Source organism: Pontibacter harenae (genome assembly GCF_020907245.1).
In the GTDB taxonomy this organism is placed as follows: domain Bacteria; phylum Bacteroidota; class Bacteroidia; order Cytophagales; family Hymenobacteraceae; genus Pontibacter; species Pontibacter harenae.
In genome coordinates this window covers 17414-37375 of sequence record NZ_JAJJWH010000043.1, presented here as the reverse complement: position 1 = coordinate 37375, position 19962 = coordinate 17414, and the positions used below count along the sequence as shown (strand labels likewise).

Annotated in this window: 23 protein-coding genes, 1 tRNA gene and 1 pseudogene; 15 read left to right on the top strand and 10 right to left on the bottom strand. The window is 46.4% G+C overall.

Translation table 11 applies throughout. The features are described 5' to 3' along the window. Positions 1–205: 205 nt before the first annotated feature. The gene (locus LN893_RS16935; RefSeq protein ID WP_439651223.1) at positions 206–1084 is read right to left on the bottom strand and encodes an IS3 family transposase; all 879 of its coding nucleotides are present in this window, start codon (positions 1082–1084) and stop codon (positions 206–208) included. Next, complete coding sequence (locus tag LN893_RS20995) at positions 1069–1383, bottom strand: transposase (protein ID WP_439651222.1); 315 nt, start codon at positions 1381–1383, stop codon at positions 1069–1071. Before LN893_RS20995 ends, LN893_RS16935 begins: the two co-directional genes overlap by 16 nt. Positions 1384–1567: 184 nt before the next feature. On the opposite strand from LN893_RS20995, the gene LN893_RS20820 reads away from it, so the two are divergent. From LN893_RS20820 to LN893_RS16910, 5 genes are all read left to right on the top strand, one after another. Further along, on the top strand, positions 1568–1696 hold the full coding sequence (locus tag LN893_RS20820) for a helix-turn-helix domain-containing protein (RefSeq protein WP_369427692.1): 129 nt from the start codon (positions 1568–1570) through the stop codon (positions 1694–1696). Further along, positions 1693–2505, top strand: coding sequence for a hypothetical protein (locus LN893_RS16925; RefSeq protein WP_229972145.1), 813 nt, complete (start codon positions 1693–1695; stop codon positions 2503–2505). The genes LN893_RS20820 and LN893_RS16925 overlap by 4 nt, the downstream gene beginning before the upstream one ends. Before the next feature lie 4 nt (positions 2506–2509). Continuing rightward, complete coding sequence (locus LN893_RS16920; RefSeq protein ID WP_229972143.1) at positions 2510–2851, top strand: ATP-binding protein; 342 nt, start codon at positions 2510–2512, stop codon at positions 2849–2851. Continuing rightward, complete coding sequence (locus tag LN893_RS16915) at positions 2848–3135, top strand: hypothetical protein (RefSeq protein ID WP_229972141.1); 288 nt, start codon at positions 2848–2850, stop codon at positions 3133–3135. Before LN893_RS16920 ends, LN893_RS16915 begins: the two co-directional genes overlap by 4 nt. Before the next feature lie 578 nt (positions 3136–3713). After that, positions 3714–3857, top strand: a complete 144-nt coding sequence (locus tag LN893_RS16910) for a hypothetical protein (protein WP_229972139.1) — start codon at positions 3714–3716, stop codon at positions 3855–3857. 1318 nt (positions 3858–5175) lie between these two features. Here the strand turns inward: LN893_RS16910 and LN893_RS16905 are convergent. After that, the gene (locus LN893_RS16905; protein ID WP_229972137.1) at positions 5176–5355 is read right to left on the bottom strand and encodes a hypothetical protein; all 180 of its coding nucleotides are present in this window, start codon (positions 5353–5355) and stop codon (positions 5176–5178) included. Between the two features lie 52 nt (positions 5356–5407). On the opposite strand from LN893_RS16905, the gene LN893_RS16900 reads away from it, so the two are divergent. From LN893_RS16900 to LN893_RS16880, 5 genes are all read left to right on the top strand, one after another. Further along, positions 5408–5572, top strand: a complete 165-nt coding sequence (locus LN893_RS16900; RefSeq protein ID WP_229972135.1) for a carboxypeptidase-like regulatory domain-containing protein — start codon at positions 5408–5410, stop codon at positions 5570–5572. A gap of 44 nt (positions 5573–5616) precedes the next feature. After that, on the top strand, positions 5617–5856 hold the full coding sequence (locus LN893_RS16895; protein ID WP_229972133.1) for a RagB/SusD family nutrient uptake outer membrane protein: 240 nt from the start codon (positions 5617–5619) through the stop codon (positions 5854–5856). 152 nt (positions 5857–6008) lie between these two features. Continuing rightward, on the top strand, positions 6009–7196 hold the full coding sequence (locus tag LN893_RS16890) for a threonine synthase (RefSeq protein WP_229972131.1): 1188 nt from the start codon (positions 6009–6011) through the stop codon (positions 7194–7196). A gap of 240 nt (positions 7197–7436) precedes the next feature. Beyond that, positions 7437–7895, top strand: coding sequence for a M14 family zinc carboxypeptidase (locus tag LN893_RS16885; protein WP_229972129.1), 459 nt, complete (start codon positions 7437–7439; stop codon positions 7893–7895). Positions 7896–7931: 36 nt separating this feature from the next. Next, positions 7932–8279: a M14 family metallopeptidase gene (locus LN893_RS16880; protein WP_229972127.1), complete on the top strand. Its 348-nt coding sequence runs from the start codon at positions 7932–7934 to the stop codon at positions 8277–8279. Positions 8280–8301: 22 nt separating this feature from the next. Here LN893_RS16880 and LN893_RS16875 read toward each other — a convergent pair whose 3' ends face one another. After that, positions 8302–8508 carry a hypothetical protein gene (locus LN893_RS16875; protein ID WP_229972125.1) on the bottom strand — a complete coding sequence of 69 codons (207 nt, stop codon included), beginning with the start codon at positions 8506–8508 and terminating at the stop codon, positions 8302–8304. A 77-nt stretch (positions 8509–8585) separates the two neighbouring features. Between LN893_RS16875 and LN893_RS16870 the strand changes: the two genes are divergently transcribed. Beyond that, entirely contained in the window at positions 8586–9287 is a 702-nt protein-coding gene (locus LN893_RS16870; protein ID WP_229972123.1) for an IS3 family transposase, read from the top strand. 45 nt (positions 9288–9332) lie between these two features. Then, positions 9333–9803 (top strand): annotated as a pseudogene (locus LN893_RS16865) (transposase); the annotation flags it as partial. A 264-nt stretch (positions 9804–10067) separates the two neighbouring features. Here LN893_RS16865 and LN893_RS16860 read toward each other — a convergent pair. The 5 genes from LN893_RS16860 to mltG all read right to left on the bottom strand — a co-directional run bounded on the left by LN893_RS16860 (position 10068) and on the right by mltG (position 14457). After that, positions 10068–11174, bottom strand: coding sequence for a site-specific integrase (locus LN893_RS16860; RefSeq protein ID WP_500797099.1), 1107 nt, complete (start codon positions 11172–11174; stop codon positions 10068–10070). Positions 11175–11530: 356 nt separating this feature from the next. Further along, positions 11531–11615, bottom strand: a tRNA-Ser gene (locus tag LN893_RS16855). A gap of 283 nt (positions 11616–11898) precedes the next feature. Continuing rightward, positions 11899–12873 (bottom strand): YihY/virulence factor BrkB family protein, encoded by a 975-nt coding sequence (locus LN893_RS16850; RefSeq protein ID WP_229972119.1) that lies wholly within the window; start codon positions 12871–12873, stop codon positions 11899–11901. Further along, a complete protein-coding gene (locus tag LN893_RS16845) occupies positions 12870–13283 on the bottom strand; it encodes an acyl-CoA thioesterase (RefSeq protein WP_229972117.1) in 414 nt (137 codons plus the stop codon). Before LN893_RS16845 ends, LN893_RS16850 begins: the two co-directional genes overlap by 4 nt. Positions 13284–13386: 103 nt before the next feature. Continuing rightward, positions 13387–14457: an endolytic transglycosylase MltG gene (mltG, locus tag LN893_RS16840; protein ID WP_229972115.1), complete on the bottom strand. Its 1071-nt coding sequence runs from the start codon at positions 14455–14457 to the stop codon at positions 13387–13389. Positions 14458–14703: 246 nt separating this feature from the next. Here mltG and LN893_RS16835 point away from each other — a divergent pair, with 246 nt between their 5' ends. Then, positions 14704–15330 (top strand): L-threonylcarbamoyladenylate synthase, encoded by a 627-nt coding sequence (locus LN893_RS16835; protein WP_229972113.1) that lies wholly within the window; start codon positions 14704–14706, stop codon positions 15328–15330. A gap of 149 nt (positions 15331–15479) precedes the next feature. Here the strand turns inward: LN893_RS16835 and LN893_RS16830 are convergent, their stop codons facing one another. Further along, positions 15480–16388, bottom strand: a complete 909-nt coding sequence (locus LN893_RS16830; RefSeq protein ID WP_229972111.1) for a lysophospholipid acyltransferase family protein — start codon at positions 16386–16388, stop codon at positions 15480–15482. A 254-nt stretch (positions 16389–16642) separates the two neighbouring features. On the opposite strand from LN893_RS16830, the gene LN893_RS16825 reads away from it, so the two are divergent. Then, positions 16643–17248 carry a WbqC family protein gene (locus LN893_RS16825; protein ID WP_229972109.1) on the top strand — a complete coding sequence of 202 codons (606 nt, stop codon included), beginning with the start codon at positions 16643–16645 and terminating at the stop codon, positions 17246–17248. A 113-nt stretch (positions 17249–17361) separates the two neighbouring features. After that, entirely contained in the window at positions 17362–19956 is a 2595-nt protein-coding gene (locus tag LN893_RS16820) for an ATP-dependent Clp protease ATP-binding subunit (RefSeq protein ID WP_229972108.1), read from the top strand. Positions 19957–19962 lie beyond the last annotated feature (6 nt).

The window sequence follows — 19962 nt, the reverse complement described above, 5'->3', positions numbered from 1 at the left end:
AAGCCGCAGGATTACCTCACCACAGACAACCTCTTCTATGCTGTGAACATGGCACTGGCGGCGGTAGGAAAGCACCTGTTTATCAACTTCGCTGACTACAAAATTTAGAGTAATGTAATTTCGTCCCGTTACTTATTTTGTCAGAATGGTATGCGCAGAACAGTAAAGTAACTCATGGACTTGCAACAAAAAAGTGGACAAAATATTAAGCTGCTATATGTTTCTGGTTTAGTAGTTGTTCCATCTGTGCAGGTGTATGATAGCCTAGGCTGGAGTGGAACCTTTCTCTATTGTAGAAAACCTCGATGTATTCGAATATTTCCATAGCTGCCATTCTCTGGTTTTCAAATTTACCTCCGTATACACATTCAGTTTTCAGGCTCTTAAAGAAGCTTTCAGCAACGGCATTGCCCCAACAGTTGGCTTTGCGGCTCATGCTCTGACAGATTAAAGGGTAAGCCTTTAGCTCCTTTCTGAACTCATCACAGGCATACTGCACACCTCTGTCTGAATGGAAGATGAGGTTCTCAACGACAGAACTGTTGATGATAGCCATCCTCAAAGCGGCTACCGTAGTATCCTTTGCTTTCATGCCTTCACTCAAAGCCCAGCCTATCACTTTCCTATCCGCCAAATCCAGCACTACGGTCAAGTAAAGCCTACCTGCTGAGGTTCTGATATAGGTAATGTCCGATACCCATGCCTGACCAGTGCGCACAGCCGAAAAGTTTCGGTTCAGCAGGTTCTCACTTACTACAAAGCTATGCTTTGAATCTGTGGTCGCTCTAAATCTTCTGATCATCTTGGCTCTGATCTGAGCCTGTTTCATCAGCCGAGCTACCCTGGGCCTGGAAACCAGCACGTCTTTGGATCTCAATGCTTTACTGATCCTGGGGCTGCCGTAGCGCCCCTTGCTTTTCTTATGCTCTTCTTTGATCAAAGACAGCAGCTTTTCATTTTCTTTGGCTCTCTTCGATACAGAGCCCTTCAATGAGCCATAGTAGCCGCTCCTGCTGACTTTGAGTACTCTGCACATCATCTCAACGGGAAATCTGGAGCTGTGAGCGGTTATAAACCCGTAGATTTCCCGTCTCCCCTGGAGAAGATGCTGATGGCCTTTTTTAAGATATCCCTTTCCATTTCTACATCCCTGAGCTGTTTCTTTAGTTTGGCTATCTCTGCCTCCTCTGGGGTATGCCGGGCCTTGCCATGGCCTGTAAAGCTGGCATCTGGCTTCTCTAAGTGCTCTGAGCGCCAGCGGTAGATAAGCTCTGGGCGAATACCCAGCTCTCTGGCCAGTTCATTTATATTCTCCCTGCTCTTGCTGAGCTCTACGGCCATCAGTTTGAATTCTCTGTCGAATTTTCTTCGCTCTCTTGACATAGCGTTAAGTTATAGGTTTTTCGCTTAACTCTCTGTCCTATCAAATGTAGCAGCTCCAATTGCAATTCCAATGCAGCGTTTTCGCAGGCAGCTCTTAGAGGACCTGCGGCAACTGCTCAGCAGGCGGCAGCCGCAGGCATCAAAGCAGGTGCTCAAATCAGCGGAGGTGCGGAAGCTGCTCTAGATTTCGCCGGCCACGCTGCAGACGCTGCGCATCAACGGCACACTGCCTTTTACTAAGATCGGCGGCACGATTTACTATCGCGCCGAGGACATCGAGCGGCTCATGGACGGGAAGGAGGCAAAGCCATGAACTACATCGCCCACCTGACCAGCTTTTTCCGAAGGGTTTCCCGTGACTACTGGTTCAACCCCACGCACGTGAGCCTGTACATGGCCCTGTTCCAGCAGTGGAACCTGAACCGGTTCCGCAACCCCATCTCCGTTTCCCGCTCAGAGGTGGTGGAGATCTCCAGGATAAGCTCCCGCGTCACCTACCACAAGTGCATCAAAGAGCTGCACGCCTGGGGCTACGTCCACTACGATCCCTCCTACAACCATTTCCGGGGGAACCTGGGCTATATGCTCAGCTTTAATGACAGACCCGAAACGGAGGATACGCCTGAGCAGGCTATTTCCTGTACTGGAGCTGTAGGGGAGGTGAACCTGTGCTGTACGGGTGCTGAACGGGAGCTAGGTCCTTCTATAAACAGTAAAAAAAACATAAACTATATAAACTCTATAAACGGGAGAGAACGCGCGCGCGAAGAGAGTTCAGAAAATGAACAGGAGACGGAGGAAAAGTCCGAAAGAAAAGAAAAAGGTTGCGTCGAAAAAGAAAAGAAAGCGGCAGGAGAGCCTCCCCGCCTGGAGGAGGTGCGCAACTTTTTTCAGGAGCGGGGATACCGGGAGCTGGAGGCCTCCCGCTTCTTCCACCACTACAGCGCCAACGGCTGGATGCTGGGCAGGAGCCCGATGCGGGACTGGCAGGTGGCAGCGCGCAAATGGATGATCAACGAGGTAAGCCAAAACAGGAAAGATGATGAAAACGATCAGGGAAATCATGAAGCAACGCCTGCAGCAGGTCACGCCAGGGCAAAAGACTACACCGAGCCCCTCTGAGGCTGTGGCGCAGCCAGAGACGGGAAATCAGACGCTGTATTTCGCGCGGTGCCTTGCCTTTCTGGAGCGCAAGAGCAAGGAGCTGTACGGGGAGCATTTCAGGCTTCACGGGGAGGACTACCCGCTCCTGGAAAAGCTGCTGGCTTGCATTACAGGGAACGAGGTAATTGCTGGGCGGCAGGGGTTGAGCCTCAGAAAGGGCATCCTGCTCTCAGGGCCCATCGGTTGCGGCAAGACGAGCCTGATGACGCTTTTGCGCCTGCTGCTGCTGCCCCCGCAGGAGCGCTACCGGGTCAAGTCCTGCCGGGAAGTGAGCTTTGAGTTTCAAAAGGAGGGCATGAGGTGATCCAGCGCTACAGCCAGCCTCCGCCCGGCTCCCTCCTGAAGGCAAGCGCCTATCTCTTCGATGATCTGGGGACGGAGAGCAGCGGAAGGTACTTCGGAAACACCTGCAACGTGATGGGGGAGATCCTTTTGAGCCGCTATGACCAGTTCGTCCTCTGGGGCGTGAAGACGCACCTGACCACCAACCTGACCAGCGCAGAAATAGAACAAGCTTATGGAATGCGGATGCCGGAGATGTTTAACTTGGTAAGTTTTGATCGGGAGGCGAAGGATAAAAGGATGTGAGGGAGCAGGCAGCTTGAGATGATCTACTGTAATAAAGTAAAATCATGCGCTTGATTTAGGGGCGCAGAATTGGAATAAAAAGTCATGGAACATTCTTAGTATATGAGATAAATCGCTTCCGTTTAAGCAACTCACCTTACTGGCAAAGACTTCTTAGAAACAGACAGGCAAGAACTGAAATTAGAAGGAAGTGTTCTCTCAGCCGATGACTCGGTGCTTGACAAGCCCTTCACAGACCCTTCCGCCACTGAACTGGTAGGCTATTTCTACTCGGACAGGTATCACGGGACATTGAAGGGCATTAACCTCATCACTCTGTTTTATACAGATGCATCGGGCGTGAGATTTCCTGTTAATGTCCATGTCTACCGCTACTGGGAGGGGAAGACAAGCACGAGTACTTTCGGGAGATGGTCAGTGAGTGCTGGCAGTGGGGATTGCGCCCTGCTTGGGTGAACGTCGACAGCAGGTTACGCCTCCACAGAGAACCTGAAGTTCTTAAGAAGCCAGGAAGTGGGTTTTCTGGTGGGCCTGGAGGCTAACCGCACCGTCTCTACCACCCTGGCCACTATGAGCAAGTGGGAAAGGTAAAAGATGTACCGCAGCAGGGTTTGATTACCCATCTGAAGGGGTTTCGGACGGTGTACATACTAGGCCACGTAGGAGACTACGTCATGTGCCTGGCTGACAGGGAGAAGTCTGGGCGCATCAGCAGAGAGTAGTTTCAGCAGATAAAAGACCGACAACTGGCATGTGGAGGAATATTTCCGCATCATCAAGTAGAAGTGCCACGCCCAGCACTTATTTGTGCGCCAGACACACGCTATCCAGAACTATATCTTCTGTGTGTTGCGGGCGTTTCAAAGGCTCAACTGGATGAGCCAGGATAGCATTATTGAAAATGTGTGCCCTCCAAAGACAATAACTTTTACAGGTTCAGGGGGAATTCCTTTATAGCCATGGGTAACTCCCATTATATAAAGATATTTGCAGAGGTGAAAAGGTGTTTGATTCCTTAAGAAGTAACAGGCCATTTTATAGCTTTCTAATTTTTTATCACTAATAATTTATTACAAGATTACCTTAAATGTTATAGGCCATTCCATTTTTGTATGACCAATATAAGGGTATTTATTTTTATTAATTTTATATTTGTGAGACGTAAATAATGTAATATGATAAATATAATTGAAGTAATCTTGATTAATATTTATTAAATGCGGTTGTTCAATATAATAATTTAAAACGATTATAGTGTAGTTGAAACTATAATAAGTTACCAATGCAGCTCTTAAATTTTACAAGGTAGACGTGTTGTGGCAGGAATGCCAAGAATTGAAAATAGACCTCAAAATTTTATTTTATATGTTTTTAATAGTTAGTAACTCCTTCACTCTGTTGATCCAAGCTTAACATCTTATGACAATCAAAACTTTTTTGAGGCCTCTAACTCAGAAAGTGTTCTGAAGCAGTCAAGAGGTGCCGTAATACAGATCGTAAAAGAACCTTAGGTAAATGAATCCCATAAAAACTTGATAAAGTATTGGGAAACTCTAAGAATTTTAGACAGAGATTTGGCAGATGTAGGAAAGCTTCAATAAAATATGTATGCTTTTGAGAATTTGTCTACATACTGTACCATCTAACCTGATTGTTGCTATGTTTTAATTTTTAAAAATAATTTAGTTCAATAATCAAGCCCCATGAGGACGCATGTGTTAGTGATGCATACAAGAGAAGGTAATTTTTAAATTCAAAGGTGCTTGTATACTTACTCTACAAGCCATCAACAAAAGTTAACAGCTGTTCCAATATAGAACAACAAAACAACATTGTTATTTTCAGCTTAATGTAAATGCTTTGATGTTTTGAAAGCTAATTAACTGTGTTGCGAGTTACTCGGTGAGCTTGTTTAGTGTGTAGGCGATGATAAGAGGATAAATTTGAGGACGGACCCTTGCGGATCGAAAGTTTAGATTCTCTTTGGGAAAGGCCCGTGATGCCGGTGAAGGTGTTTTCGATGCACTTGCAGTAGTGGTCCTAGAGGAAATCTATATGAGGCTCATCTGCTCTTTTACTATTGCTTTTGCGGCAGGTGCGCAGCTCCACCCCAACGCACCCTCTGAGTAGGTCCTCCACATCATAGCAGGTGTAGCCGTCGTCAGCATAGAGGCACTCGAGCAGGTCTAGGGGCATGACCTGCAGCGTGGTCACATCCATAAAGGGGCTAGCGTGGAGGTAGAAGGCCACCGGCAGCCCCTCTCTATTGGCGATGGCTTGTAGACAAAGTGACGGGAAAGTTATTTCAGGTGTAGTGGTTGATTCGGAAGGTAAGTTAGCTCTGCCAAGTGTGATTATTCAGGTTAAAGCAGCTACAAACGGCACCACAGATATGGACGGAAAGTTCTCTGTTGTGGCTTCTGCAAATGCGGTTTGAATTTTCTCTCATGTTGGAAATGAGAAGTCATTCCAGTTGGCAAGATGTACTATCGTAACCCAAGCACAGATCCTGCCTTCATTTTACGAATTGCGGAGAAGTACCTTATCAGAGCAAAAGCTAATGCACACCTTGTTATGCTTCAGGAAAGAAAAGTAGTCTTGAATGCAGTGCGCGAAAGGACTGAGCTTACGCCTGCTATCACAGAGAAGTTCTTGCTGGCTATTGAGCAGGAAAGAAGATTAGAATTTGCTTTTGAGCCTATAAGTGGTTTGATCTTGTAAGAATCAGTAAAGCGCAGTAGGTGGTTCTGCAAATTGAAGATGAAGGAAAGCTGGTCTTCCCGATATCTTATGCCGAAGTTCTGATAGATCCGGCCCTGGAGCAGAATTCAGGATACTAATGGAATTTTATACGATAATTCAACTATAAAAACATGCTAGATTTACAAACTATTTCTCTTATATCCCAACTTAAGTGCCCAAACTGTGGCACAAGTTACAGCCATTTAACTGTACAGACTGTTTGCCAGAACCCAGATTGCCTCTCTTCCCTCTACTCCGAATATGATCTGCCGGATGGCTTAATACCGGAGCAGCTATTGGCAGGCAGACCAACTAATATGTGGCGCTACCAGGAGTTTCTGCCAGTAGTTGACCCTGCTAATATTGTAACATTGGGTGAAGGCTTTACGCCGATTTTGCCTCTTAAAAACTTAAAAGGTTTTGCAGAAGAAAACGAAGTTTTCTGGAAGGATGAGTCTGGCAACCCTACCGGCTCTTTTAAGGCCAGGGGCATTAGTGCAGCTGTGTCTAAAGCTAAGGAACTAGGTATTACGAACATCGTGACGCCCACAGCAGGAAATGCTGGCGGGGCCCTAGCTGCTTATTGTGCCAGTGCCGGTATTACTGCTCATGTATATATGCCCAAACTCACTCCAAATATTTTTAAGGACGAGTGTCGGTTGTACGGAGCTGTTCTGACAGAAGTGGACGGCAACATATCAGACTGCGGCAGGATTGCCAATGAAAAGGCTGTTGCAAATGACTGGTTTCAGGTCTCTACCCTGAAAGAGCCTTACCGCCTGGAAGGGAAAAAAACAATGGGCTACGAGATTGCTGAGCAGTTAGGCTGGTCATTGCCAGACGTGATTCTTTACCCCACAGGCGGAGGTACAGGCCTGCTGGGTATCTGGAAGGCTTTTGATGAAATGGAAGGTTTAGGCTGGATCGGGAGCAAACGACCTCGAATGGTGGCGGTGCAATCTAATAGCTGTGATGGTATTACGCAGGCTTTTCATCAAAAGAAAACCTACTCCGAAGCCATTGACAATGGCTTTACCATTGCTAATGGGCTACGGGTGCCAAAGCCTTACGCCGACAAACTGATCCTGAAAGTATTACGCGAAAGCAATGGCAATGCCATTAGCATTAACGACTGCGAAATGGAGGCGGCCTTAAAAGAGATTGCCTTTAGAGAAGGCATGTTGTTCGCTCCGGAAGGGGCAGCTTTGTGGCAGGCTTTCAAAAAACTAAAGGCTACCAACTGGATACAGACTGGAGAGCGGGTGTTGCTGTTAAACACTGGCAGTGGGTACAAGTACCTCGAAAACATTAGCATCTAAATCAATCTGGTTTATGACCAACATAAACAAAGTATTCACCCGAACTTTTTTGTTGTCGGCTCTGGCGGCCCTTCTCTTTGTTTCAGAGAGCGGGCTCAGCTAACGAAAATATCACTCTCCTACTATCTGCCCCAAGGGTATGAGTATGACTCAAACATTCCGACACCAGACAAGATCATGTGTTTCATGCCTGGCGACCAGCATGTAACACATGATCAACTGTATTACTATGCCAAAACTATGGCAGATTTGTCTCCCCGCTTTCAATTTGAGGAAATAGGCAGGACTTTCGAAAATAGGCCGTACGTGTTGCTGATCATAACTTCGGAGCAGAACCAGAAACGGATGAATCAGATTAAGGCCGAGCACCTGAAATTGGCAGATCCTGAAGTATCAGGGTCTGTGAACATCGATAGCCAGCCTGCATTTGTGTGGCTAGGGCATAGCATACACGGAAACGAAACCAGCGGCAGCAACGCATCGCTGCTTACCCTCTACCACCTTGCGGCAGCCAAGGGCCCTAAAATTGATGAGGTTTTAAATAACCAGGTCATTTGTATCGACCCTACTGAGAACCCTGATGGGTTAACCCGCTTCTCGGGATGGGTGAACCAGCACCGGTATACCACCAGTTTCAATGCCGACCCCCAAACGCGGGAGCATAGCGAGGCGTGGCCCGGAGACCGCTTTAACCACTAATGGTTCGATCTAAACCGTGACTGGCTGCCCCTCCAGATGCCTGAGTCGCAGGTAAAGGTGGCTAAGTTGCATGAGTGGAAGCCGAATATTCTGGTAGACGAACATGAGCAGGGCACTAATGCCACATTTCACGTTTCGCCAGGTGAGCCCAGCCGTGTCCACCCACTGATACCGGTGCAGAACCAAACCCTTACCGTTAAAATTGCCGAGTATGTAGGCAAAAGCTTAGACGGCATCGGCTCCTTGTATGCTTCAAAGGAGGGCTACGATGATTACTACAACGGCAGAGGGCCTACTTACCTGGATTTTAACGGGGTGTTGCTTTGCTATTCGAACAGGCCCGGTCTACAGGGTATGCACAGAAATCTGACAATGGTCTTCTGACCTTTCCTTTTGGTGTCCGGAATCAATTCGTGAGTTCTCTGGCTGTGATAGATGCAGGCCTGAACTTACGCAAAGAGCTTCTGGAATCCAGCGTACTTATTTTCGCGATGGCCTGAATGAAGGCAAAAAAAGTGCTGCGAAAGCGTACGTGTTCGGGTCCAGTAACGACAATGCCAGAGCGTACCGTTTGGCTGAGGTGCTGAAAAGGCACGATATCGATGTTTATCATCTCAAAGATGACAAAACCTTTAAGGGAATCGGCTTCAAGAAGGAAAGCAGTTACCTCGTGCCGTTGGAACAGACGAAGTGATACATAGCATCATAAGAAAGAAGTACCGGGTGCAGACCACCGACTCCAGCCATACCTGCACAGTAGCTGAGAATCATCTGGCAAGAAATTTCCAGGCGGCAAGGCTGGCAGAGAAGTGGGTCTCTGATCTGACCTACATCAGGACACTGGAAGGCTGGCTGTACCTGACGGTGGCACTGGGCCTGGCTGACAGGAAAGTGGTGGGTTGGGCGCTGAGCGATACCATGGAGGCGGAATTCACCACGGTGGCTGCCTTTCAGATGGCCATCAAAAGTAGACCTTTGTTCTATTCCCTTTTGTTCCATTCTGACAGGGGCGTGCAGTATGCCTGCAGTGCCTTCTGCGAGCAACTGGAGGGGATGCCGGTAGTGCAGAGTATGAGCCGCAGGGGCAGTTGCTGGGATAACGCTGTAGCCGAGAGCCTCTTTAAGACGATGAAAACAGAAATGGTGTACCACCACCAGTTTACCACCAGACAAGAGGCCCGACTGGCCATCTTTGAGTATATCGAANTCTTTAAGACGATGAAAACAGAAATGGTGTACCACCACCAGTTTACCACCAGACAAGAGGCCCGACTGGCCATCTTTGAGTATATCGAAGGTTTCTACAACAGGAAAAGGAGGCACTCAGCACTCGGTTACCTAACCCCTTGCCAGTATGAAACCATCCTATACAACCAAGCAGTGGCTGCCTGAAAAAAGTCTCCAGTAAAACATTGCAAGTTCAACGAGAGCCAGGCTTCCCCTGAGGGTTATGTGCCCTACGGCTGGCAGTTTGAAGATGAAGAAGTCTGTATAGAGTCGGCAAAAGGGAAAGGCCTCCACTGCTTTGCCCTCATCTCCAGGGACAACAGAATCGTGTATGCCACCAGCGAGGAGAGCATCACCTCTGATTTCATCGTAGAGCAGCTGGACAGGCTCTCGCTCAGGATAGAAAAGCCAACTGTGGTGGTGCTGGACAATGCCAGGGTACACACGGCAGGCAAGGTGAAAAAGCAACTGGATGGTTGGCAGCAGCGGCTGTTCCTCTTTTACCTGCCTGTTTACTCGCCGCACCCCAATATAGCCGAAAGGCTATGGAAGGAGCTAAAGGCTAGGTGGCTAAAGCCGCAGGATTACCTCACCACAGACAACCTCTTCTATGCCGTGAACATGGCACTGGCGTCGGTAGGAAAGCACCTGTTTATCAACTTTTCAGATTACAGAATATAAGTTAATGTAATTTCGTCCCGTTACTTAGCTTTTTTAAGCTTGCGTATTCCGGCTGATCCAAGATGTTCATCAATCATCGGGCAGCCAATTCCAGACCCCTGTGGCACAGACTCAGCCTGCCGAGCAGGATAGTTCATAACCAGCGCTAGAGGAGACAATGTTCCCTCCAGCCCAGACCTACCATATTTGTTTTTCCATTTTTATGAGCGACCATACCAAAATTTTGACAAGCCGATCTAGAAACTTCGGAGTTGCTTACCTTTGCTATAGTTTAAACTTGTTTTTAAGCAACAGCATGTCCTCGCTCACTTTTATATCCAGAATCTTGGCGTAGTGCTGGGTTGTTCTGAGATTAGTGTGACCCAGCATCTTTGACACGCTCTCCATAGGTACGCCGTTCAATAGTGTGACGGTAGTGGCAAAGGTGTGGCGGGCAATATGGAACGTAAGCGGTTTATGGATACCGCACAGGTCCGCTATCTCTTTAAGGTAGGCGTTCATCTTCTGGTTGCTTAGTACAGGAAGCAGTCTTCCATCGTTCAGACACTGCGGGTGGTCCTTGTACTTCTCCAGTATCTGCAATGCTGAGGGCAATAATGGGATGCGGGATGCGACGTCTGTCTTCTGCCTCTTTTTAATTACCCACTTCTCACCATCAATACCTCTGCCAATGTCAGCGCGCGTAAGTTGCAGCACATCCACATAAGCCAGTCCTGTAAAACAGCTGAAGAGGAAAATATCCCGCACCTGCGAGAGGCGATCCATCGCAAATTCTTTAGCTGCCATTGTTGCCAGTTCCTCCTCTGAGAGGAAAACCCGGTCCACCTTCTTCACCTTCGCCTTGTAGTTGACAAAAGGGTTGGCCGTGAGCCAGCCGTTGGCCAGGCAGATGCGGATGATCTTGCCGAAGTTCTTGATGTACTTGACAGCCGTATTGTTGGCGCACTTGCGGATGCTTCTGAGGTAAAACTCGTACTCGGTAATTAAGGCGTGGTTGACTTTCCTGATATCGATGTCGGATACCTGGTACTTCCACTGAAGGAAATCTACCGTGTGCCTCAGAGAGGTGGTGTAGCGCTCCAGCGTCCCCGGCGCAAACTCCTCCCCTACCAGCGCCTCCATTTTGCTGTTGTGGTGCTGGAAAACCTCTATCAGCATGATTCCCTTCTCCTCCTTTCTGGTAACCCTGTTCTTGATATTTGTAGCAGTGACCGGCACAGAGGCTTCCACCAGCTGGCGGTGACACTCATACACCCTCACCTGCAGGCTGTCCAAGTAAGCGTTCAGGGACTTGGAGGCTGCCTTTGTACCGGCAGCCCGACCGGCGGAGGCGTTCCAGCGGTCGGGCTCGCACTCTCTTCCTGTGGCCAGTTCTGCACGTAAACCATTGACGGTGATGCGCAGGTAGACTGAGGCAGGGCCTGGTAGTTCTTTTGCTTTTTAAGGTAAAAGAGAAGACTGAAGTTAACACTCATAACCACGTGACTTTAAAAGTTAAACAAATGTAGCTTTGCAGTCACACGTAATCAAGATGTACACCTTTTGTACATCTTGTGTATCAATAAGTTATGTAAATTCTGGTGAGTAAATTCAACCCTCAACTGAACTCACTGGATTACTCACCTTTTTTATGCGAAAAAATGAATAATCTGGTACAGCTTTGAAAGCAAAAAAGCCTGCAAATACTTGATTTGCAGGCTTTTAGCTAATTTTGGTATCGCTAACAGCAGAGAGTGAGGGATTCGAACCCCCGGACCTGTTACAGTCAACGGTTTTCAAGACCGCCGCGTTCGACCACTCCGCCAACTCTCTGTACTTGATTCGAGGACAAAAGTAGGGTGTCGCATCGAATTATCAAAACTATACAGCTATATTTTTTATCAAATTCAGCACCCAAAACATAAGATGTTGATTTATAGACTGAATATTTTCGCTTTTCGCGGTAGTTTTACAGAACTATCGCTCCTACTGAAAAGAGAAACTACCTCAAAGTACTCGTAATAATCTTAACTATGCGGTATTTAGTACTGCAAATACAGCCGTACTCGTCTTTTACGCAGAGGTATTCCTGCTAGTGTGCAACAACCTTCATTTACTAAGCTTTTGCAGCCTGGCTATGCTTTTCGCTGTGGAGGGCACTGCGGGTAAGGCGTTTGGTTACGGTATCTATACTTACATTTATCTCAAACCCCAGAATCAGAATCATACAGATAAAGTCGAGCCAGATCATTAAACCAATAAGTGCGCCGATAGACCCATAAAACTTGTTGTAGGTATCGAAAGCACTAATGTAAAATGAGAAAATCATCGACACCAAAAAGATAAGCCCTGTAGCCACCACTGCTCCAGCCGATATAAATGGCCATTTATCTTCAATAGCAGGTACGTAATAGTAAATAAGCCCTGTGGCCAGCAGAAAAAGCAACACGATGGCCACATATTTAAGTATGATCAGCAGCGTGTAAGTATAGCTCTCGGTCACTATCTCATAAAAAACCAGCACATCTAATATCCACTGCCCAAAAAATATAGCTGCCACCGCCGTTAAAAGTATAAGAGACAGAGCTGCCGTTAGTGCAGTAGCCATCAGGCGCTTTTTCAGATAACTACGCTTATAGAACGTGTGGTATTTCTTATCGAAAGCATCCATGAGCGACATAATTCCATTGGTGGAAAGTATAAGCGCAAACAAGAAACCAAAAGAAAGCAAGCCTCCCCGTGGTGTGCTTACAATATCCTCTATGGTGGAAGAGGCTGCCGTATACATCTCCTCGGGCATAAAGTCCTGGATAAAGTTTAGGATACTCTGGCTCAGGTCGAGCGACAGTACACTAGGGATGTAGGGGATTAGGGTAAAAAGGAAAATAATAGTCGGGAAAGTAGCCAGCGTAAAGTTGAAGGCCATATATGACGCCCGTTTTGTGATGGAATCCAGCCGCAACTCCCCTATTAGCACGTCTACCACATCGTAAACCGAGGACTTTCCGTTGTTAAACCGCCACTTCTTCAGGAATACGATGAACTTGCGCCACGCGCGCCTTCTCCTTAAATATTGCTGGTTAAGCTTCATTCACTAAAATATGAGTCTATCTTCTGGTGGATCAGCTCAGGAATTGCCGTTGGCCTTCCTGTTTTCATATCCACAAACACCATGGTGGTCTCTCCTATATTCAGCAAAGTACCCTCTTCGTTATACACTTCGTACTCAAAAAGTATGCGAGAACCTTTAGGCTTGTTCTTCAGCAGCAGTTTTACAGTTAGCAGATCATCGTATTTGGCTGGCCGAACGTACTTGCATTTAAGCTCTAGCACTGGCATCATGGTGCCAGTGGCTTCCATTTCTTTATAATGGATGCCCAACTGCCTGAATACTTCCGTTCGCGCTACCTCATAATAAGCAGCATAGTTGCCATGATATACATAACCCATCTGATCGGTTTCTGCATAACGAACACGTATCTGTACTTCTGATTCAAACACTGTTATCTGGTTTAGGTTGATTATAGCTTGCTAAGCTACAAAAAAAGAGCCTGCCGCGCCAATATAGCACTTGCAGGCTCTTCTCTTGCAGCATCCATTAATGCTAGCGCATGATATTTCGCGCGTTCAACGCCTGATGGAACCGACGTGCATTAGCGCGGTGCTCAGCTTCTGTAACCGCAAAAGCGTGGTATCCAGAAAAATCATCTTTCGCACAGAAATAAATATAGCTATGCTGCTCAGGGTTAAGCACGGCATCTATACTCGAAATATTCGGCACATTTATAGGCCCTGGCGGCAAGCCTTTGTACTTGTAGGTGTTATAGGGCGAATCGTGCTGCAGGTGTACGTTCAGCACCCTGCGTATACTAAAATCACCAACGCTGAACACTACCGTTGGGTCAGCTTGCAGCAGCATGCCTTTCTCTAGGCGATTCAGGTATACACCTGCCACACGTGGTTTTTCATCGCTTTTTATTGTTTCCGCCTGCACAATAGAAGCCAAGGTAGAGACTTCTTTCTGCGACAACCCCAGTTGCTCCGCTTTTGCTTTGCGCTCTGCAGTCCAGAACTTATTATACTCTGTATGCATGCGCTCCATCAGGTCTTTGGCAGTGGTTGTCCAGTACACTTCATAGGTATTCGGGATAAACATGCTCACTACCGTGGTAGTGTCAAAACCCAATGTCTGGAGGTACTCCTGGTCGTCTAGCAGTTGATCGATTTCTTCTTCGCTCGGCTCTACAGCAATTGCTAACTTCTCTGCCAATTGGCTCCGCAGGCGCACATTAGTGAAGGTAAGCTTTACAGGCGACTGCTGCCCTGCACGCAATACTCCAATCAACTGGCGGTTTCCCCAGCCGTTTTCCAGTTTGTAGCGGCCTGGCTTCACCAGTTCGTCATAGTCCATCAGCTTTGCCATAAAGCGCAGCGACAACTTATCGATGATAACGCCTGTAGCCTCTACCGAATCTAACGCTTCCTGGTAATCGGCACCCGTCGGAATATACACATAGGTTTCCTGATCTTTGGTGTCTACGTTAGGGGTATAAACAATTTGGTAAGCGTAATAAGAAAAGCTTACGAACAGAAACAGGAAGAGCACAATGAGCCCTGGCACCAGCATGCTCTTCTGCTTTTTTGATCTTTTTGTAGGTGTGACTTCTTTAGCCATAATGTGTTATAAGGCGCTGCAAATGTTTAGGGTTCCGCTTACGCCAGTTTCAGAACCCCAAAAGTAATACTTATCCTATTCATCTCTACAAATTTAAGGCCTGTTTGTAGGAGCAATTCTTGCGTTAGTGCCTTCCGATACAAATCTGAGTGCCTTCTGCTAAAACAGCAGCAATTTGAAACGCTTGCAAGTGTAATAGAGTATGTTTAACTTAATACTTTTCACCTCTAATCTAAAGACTAAACCATGAGCACCGCAGCACTTATCCAGATCCATCCCGAAAATCCGCAAGGCAGAAAGATACAGGAAGCCGTAGATATCCTCCGCAACGGCGGTGTTATCATTTATCCTACTGATACCATTTATGGCCTGGGCTGCGACATACACAATGCGAGAGCGGTAGAACGGGTTTGCCAGATTAAAGGTGTAAAGCCCGACAAAGTGAACCTCTCTTTTATCTGCTCCGACCTGACTCACATTTCAGATTATGCTAAAATAGACACCCCTACTTATAAAGTGATGAAGAAGGCGCTGCCTGGCCCATTCACTTTCGTGCTGGATGCCAGTAGCCGCGTTCCGAAACACACCAGCGGAAAGAAAAAGACTGTAGGCATTCGTGTACCAGACAACAACATTGCGCTGATGCTGGTCCGCGAATTAGGCAATCCTATCATTTCTACTTCTGTTCGGGACGATGACGAGGTGCTGGAGTACTCAACTGATCCAGAGCTAATTTATGAGAAGTATAAAAACCTGGTAGATGCCGTGATAGACGGCGGCCCAGGCCAAAACATAGCCTCTACTGTAGTAGACGTAACAAACAACTTCGAAGTACTTCGCGAAGGCGCCGGAGACATAGAACAATATTTATAGTTAGAGAATTAGAGAGTTTAGGAGTTAGTGAGTTGTTTTACTTAAAAAGTTAAAAAGGTAGAAGGTTAGAAAGTCGAAAGAAGCGACAGACTTACATACTTTTAACTCCTCAACTTTTTAACTCCCAAACCCTCTAACTCTTTAACTGTCTAACTCTTTGCCTGTGGCCGCTTATGTTTCCAGCGTTTGTGAGTCCAAAGGTAGTCGGCGGGAGAACGGCGGAGGGTTGCTTCCAGCTTTTGAGCGAAAATTTCTGTGATAGAGTATTCTACGCCCATGGCAGACAAATCCTGCTGCCCATCTGTTATTGTTTCGAAAGTGAGAATGTAATGGCCTCTTTTGGCTCGCTGCACATCCAGGTACAGCACTGGGTAATTAAAAGAGTTGGATAACTTCTCGGCACCTACATAAAAAGCAGTCTCCTGGTGCAGGAAGTTTGTCCAGTAATGGATTTCCCCGAAAGGAGGCGTTTGGTCAGAGAGCATCGCAATAACACGCGGCACTTTTCGGTTCTTCACAAAATCGCGCATCGTTTCTTTCATTTTGATCAGGCGTGCTCCGAGGTTGCTGCGAACATGAAGCATGAATTCTTCAAAGAAGGCATTCGTGAGCGGCTTGTAGATGCCCTCAGCTGGAAAAGAAAACTGCACGGCACCAGCTGGCAATATCCATTCCCAGTTCCCCACATGGGCCCCCATGGTAATAACGGGCTTTCCCTGCTGCACAAAGTTGTCTAATAGTTCTTGGTTTGTGAAAGTAATACGGCTCTGCATTTCGCTCTTACTCATAGAGGCAAGCTTCAGTATTTCTACAATCACATCTGTAAACTGCTTATAGAAATCTTTACAGATGCGCTTTATTTCCTGCTCCCCCTTGTCTGGAAACGAGTTCCGAAGATTCTGAAGAACTACTTTTTTTCTGTAGCCAATTACATAATATACCAGTAAATAAAGAAAACTAGAGAGCAAGTACAGCACAGAGAGCGGCAACAACGACAACCCCTTGAGCAACAGCCAAAGTGGGTAATATAGCAGCGGTATCTTGGGAGATTTTTTCACAGAAATTGAGTTCCCTCAAAGATACAATGCATGTAGCGTATTATGAAATATAAGAATTCGTGCTTATTTAGCGAATAGATGCTAGATATTAGAAGATAGACTTTAGATTATAAACAAAAGATATTTTGACAAAAGATATAATACAGAACTCTAAGACCAAAGAAACAACTCTCTAAATCTCTAACCCTCTAACTGTTTAACTTTCTAACTTTCTAACCTTCTAACTTTTTAACTCTTTAAATCTCTAACTCCCCTTGGTTCTTCTTACTGAAATACAATACAACCCGCCTATAAGCTACTTTTGGCACGTAATTCGCAATGAAAGTATACAGATAGAGATGCATGAAAACTATATCAAGCAGAGCTATCGGAACCGCTGCCATGTGCTGACGGCACAGGGCGTGCAGCCGCTAAGTATACCTGTGTTGCGAGGCAACAGCAAAGACAAAACGCTTATTACCGATATAGAGATTGACTATAGCCAGAAGTGGTACAACGTGCATTGGCGCACCATTCAGGCCGCCTACGGACGGGCACCATACTTTGAGTTCTACAGCGACTATATTCGGGAGGTATACCAGCGGCAGCCTAAATATTTGTTTCAGTTAAACGTGGATTTGTTAAGATTATATCTTAAATTACTAAAACTAAACAAGCCACTAAGTTTTACGGAGGTTTACCAAAATGAGGCCCCAGAAAACGTGCTTGACCTGAGAAATAAGGTACATCCTAAAATCTATCCTGACAATTTGCACGTAAAACCTTATACGCAAGTATTTGGCAAACAATTTGTACCAGAACTGAGTATAATTGACTTGTTGTTTACACAGGGGCCTGCGTCAGTTTCGTACCTACAGTAAAGCGGCCTGCAAGCTGAACAATTATCATGTGTAGCTTGTTTAACTTATAGGGCTTCACCTGTTTAGCCTCAATCAATTATCTTAAGGAATTTTAAAGAATTTATATACAATACATGGAAGCTAAATTCTCAAACCGAGTGAAAGAGGTCATCTCACTCAGCCGTGAGGAAGCTATTCGACTTGGACATGACTACATCGGGACAGAACACCTGGTGTTAGGTATGATTCGGGAAGGAGAAGGTACAGCCATTGCCCTGCTTAAAAAGCTTGGCGTTTCGATAGATGAGTTAAAGTATGCTTTAGAGCAGGCTACACGAAATACAGCAACGCAAGGCAGCAACATAACTGGCAGTATCCCGCTTACGAAGCAGACTGAGAAAGTGCTTAAAATCACTTATTTGGAGGCTAAAATCTTCAAAAGTGATATTATTGGCACCGAGCACCTCTTACTATCCATCCTTCGGGATGAAGACAATATTTCTTCACAAATTTTATCGAAATTTAACGTGAACTACGAAGCAATAAGAGACTCCCTAGATTATCATAGCAATAATCCGTTAGCGTCCTCTGATACAGACGACTCTGATGATTCAGATAAATTATTTGGCAGCTCCTCTTCTTCACGCTCAGGTAGCTCCAGCAAGAAGGCAGGCGAAAAATCGCGCACTCCAGTGCTCGATAACTTTGGCCGCGACCTTACCAAACTGGCAGAAGAAGATAAGCTAGATCCGATAGTTGGTCGTGAAAAAGAAATTGAGCGCGTGGCACAGGTACTGAGCCGTCGTAAGAAAAACAACCCGATCCTGATTGGTGAGCCTGGTGTTGGTAAAACAGCCATCGCCGAAGGTCTGGCCCTGCGCATTGTGCAGAAAAAGGTAAGCCGCGTGCTTTTCAATAAGCGTGTGGTTACGCTAGACCTAGCCTCTTTAGTGGCTGGCACCAAGTATAGAGGCCAGTTTGAGGAGCGTATGAAGGCTGTAATGAACGAGTTGGAGAAGTCACCAGACGTAATCCTGTTCATCGATGAGCTGCATACCATTGTAGGTGCTGGTGGAGCTTCAGGCTCTTTGGATGCCTCTAACATGTTCAAGCCTGCGCTTGCACGTGGCGAGATTCAATGCATCGGTGCCACTACGCTAGATGAGTATCGCCAGTACATTGAGAAAGATGGTGCCTTGGCCCGTCGTTTCCAGATTGTAATGGTAGACCCAACTACGCCAGAAGAGACAATCGAGATCCTGAACAACATAAAAGATAAGTACCAGGACCACCACCACGTAAACTATACCGACAAGGCAATTGAAGCCTGCGTAAAGTTAAGTGACCGTTACATGAGCGACCGTTTCTTGCCAGACAAGGCAATCGACATTCTAGACGAGGCTGGTGCCCGTGTACACATCAACAACATTATTGTTCCTGATGATATCCTGAAGCTGGAAGAGCAGATCGAGAACATCAAGGTTGAGAAAAACCGTGTAGTGAAAAGCCAGAAATACGAAGAGGCTGCTCAGCTACGTGATAAAGAGAAAAAACTCATCGATCAGCTTGAAACTGCGAAGCGCAATTGGGAAGAAGAGACCAAGAAGAAGCGCTACACAGTAAAAGAGGAAAATGTGGCAGAAGTTATTGCCATGATGACAGGTATACCAGTGAAGCGTATCGCACAGAAAGAAGGTGTGAAACTGCTGAACATGGGCGAAGAACTGAAAGGTAAAGTTATCGGTCAGGACAAAGCCATCAGCCAACTGGTAAAAGCAATTCAGCGTACCCGCGTTGGTCTGAAAGATCCGAAGAAACCAATTGGTTCATTTGTATTCTTAGGCCCGACTGGTGTTGGTAAAACAGAGCTTGCCAAAGTACTGGCCACTTACCTGTTCGATAAAGACGACGCCTTGGTGCGTATCGACATGAGTGAGTACATGGAGAAATTCAGTGTATCTCGTTTGGTGGGAGCGCCTCCAGGATACGTTGGTTACGAAGAAGGTGGTCAGCTGACAGAGAAAATCCGTCGTAAGCCATACTCTGTTGTGTTGCTTGATGAGATTGAGAAAGCGCACCCAGATGTATACAACCTGTTACTACAGGTGTTAGACGATGGTATTCTGACTGACGGTCTAGGCCGTAAGGTTGACTTCCGTAACACGATCATCATCATGACATCGAACATCGGTGCCCGTGACTTGCAAGACTTTGGAGCTGGTATAGGTTTCATGTCTAAAACACGTTCCGATAATGTGGATGAGATCATGAAAGGCACCATTGCCAGTGCGCTGAGAAAGACGTTCTCGCCAGAGTTCCTTAACCGTTTGGATGACGTAATTGTGTTCAACTCGCTTAACCGTGAGGATATGCACAAAATCATCGAGTTGTCGCTTCAGAAGCTGTTTACGCGTGTAGAAACGCTAGGCTATACTATAGAACTGACAGATAAGGCGAAGGACTTTGTCGCGGAGAAAGGGTATGATCCGAAATATGGTGCCCGTCCGTTGAACCGTGCTATTCAGAAGTATATCGAAGACCCGATTGCGGAAGAGATACTGAAAGCAGAGGTTAACCAAGGCGATACCATTATGGTAGACCATGCCGAAGGCGAAGAGAAGTTGACTTTCACTTCTAAGAAAAGCGACGGCAAAACAATACAAGGCGCATCGGACGAAGCTGAAGAAGAGCCATCTAAGTCTTCTGGATCAGACAAGACAAAAGAATAATAAAAT

Coding starts and splice junctions, on each gene's coding strand:
- LN893_RS20995 (WP_439651222.1), bottom strand. CDS start 1,383: ATGTCAAGAGAGCGAAGAAAATTCGACAGAGAATTCAAACTGATGGCC.
- LN893_RS16925 (WP_229972145.1), top strand. CDS start 1,693: ATGAACTACATCGCCCACCTGACCAGCTTTTTCCGAAGGGTTTCCCGT.
- LN893_RS16905 (WP_229972137.1), bottom strand. CDS start 5,355: ATGGATGTGACCACGCTGCAGGTCATGCCCCTAGACCTGCTCGAGTGC.
- LN893_RS16900 (WP_229972135.1), top strand. CDS start 5,408: ATGGCTTGTAGACAAAGTGACGGGAAAGTTATTTCAGGTGTAGTGGTT.
- LN893_RS16895 (WP_229972133.1), top strand. CDS start 5,617: ATGTACTATCGTAACCCAAGCACAGATCCTGCCTTCATTTTACGAATT.
- LN893_RS16890 (WP_229972131.1), top strand. CDS start 6,009: ATGCTAGATTTACAAACTATTTCTCTTATATCCCAACTTAAGTGCCCA.
- LN893_RS16885 (WP_229972129.1), top strand. CDS start 7,437: ATGGCAGATTTGTCTCCCCGCTTTCAATTTGAGGAAATAGGCAGGACT.
- LN893_RS16880 (WP_229972127.1), top strand. CDS start 7,932: ATGCCTGAGTCGCAGGTAAAGGTGGCTAAGTTGCATGAGTGGAAGCCG.
- LN893_RS16875 (WP_229972125.1), bottom strand. CDS start 8,508: ATGATAAACATCGATATCGTGCCTTTTCAGCACCTCAGCCAAACGGTA.
- LN893_RS16850 (WP_229972119.1), bottom strand. CDS start 12,873: ATGAAGCTTAACCAGCAATATTTAAGGAGAAGGCGCGCGTGGCGCAAG.
- mltG (WP_229972115.1), bottom strand. CDS start 14,457: ATGGCTAAAGAAGTCACACCTACAAAAAGATCAAAAAAGCAGAAGAGC.
- LN893_RS16835 (WP_229972113.1), top strand. CDS start 14,704: ATGAGCACCGCAGCACTTATCCAGATCCATCCCGAAAATCCGCAAGGC.
- LN893_RS16820 (WP_229972108.1), top strand. CDS start 17,362: ATGGAAGCTAAATTCTCAAACCGAGTGAAAGAGGTCATCTCACTCAGC.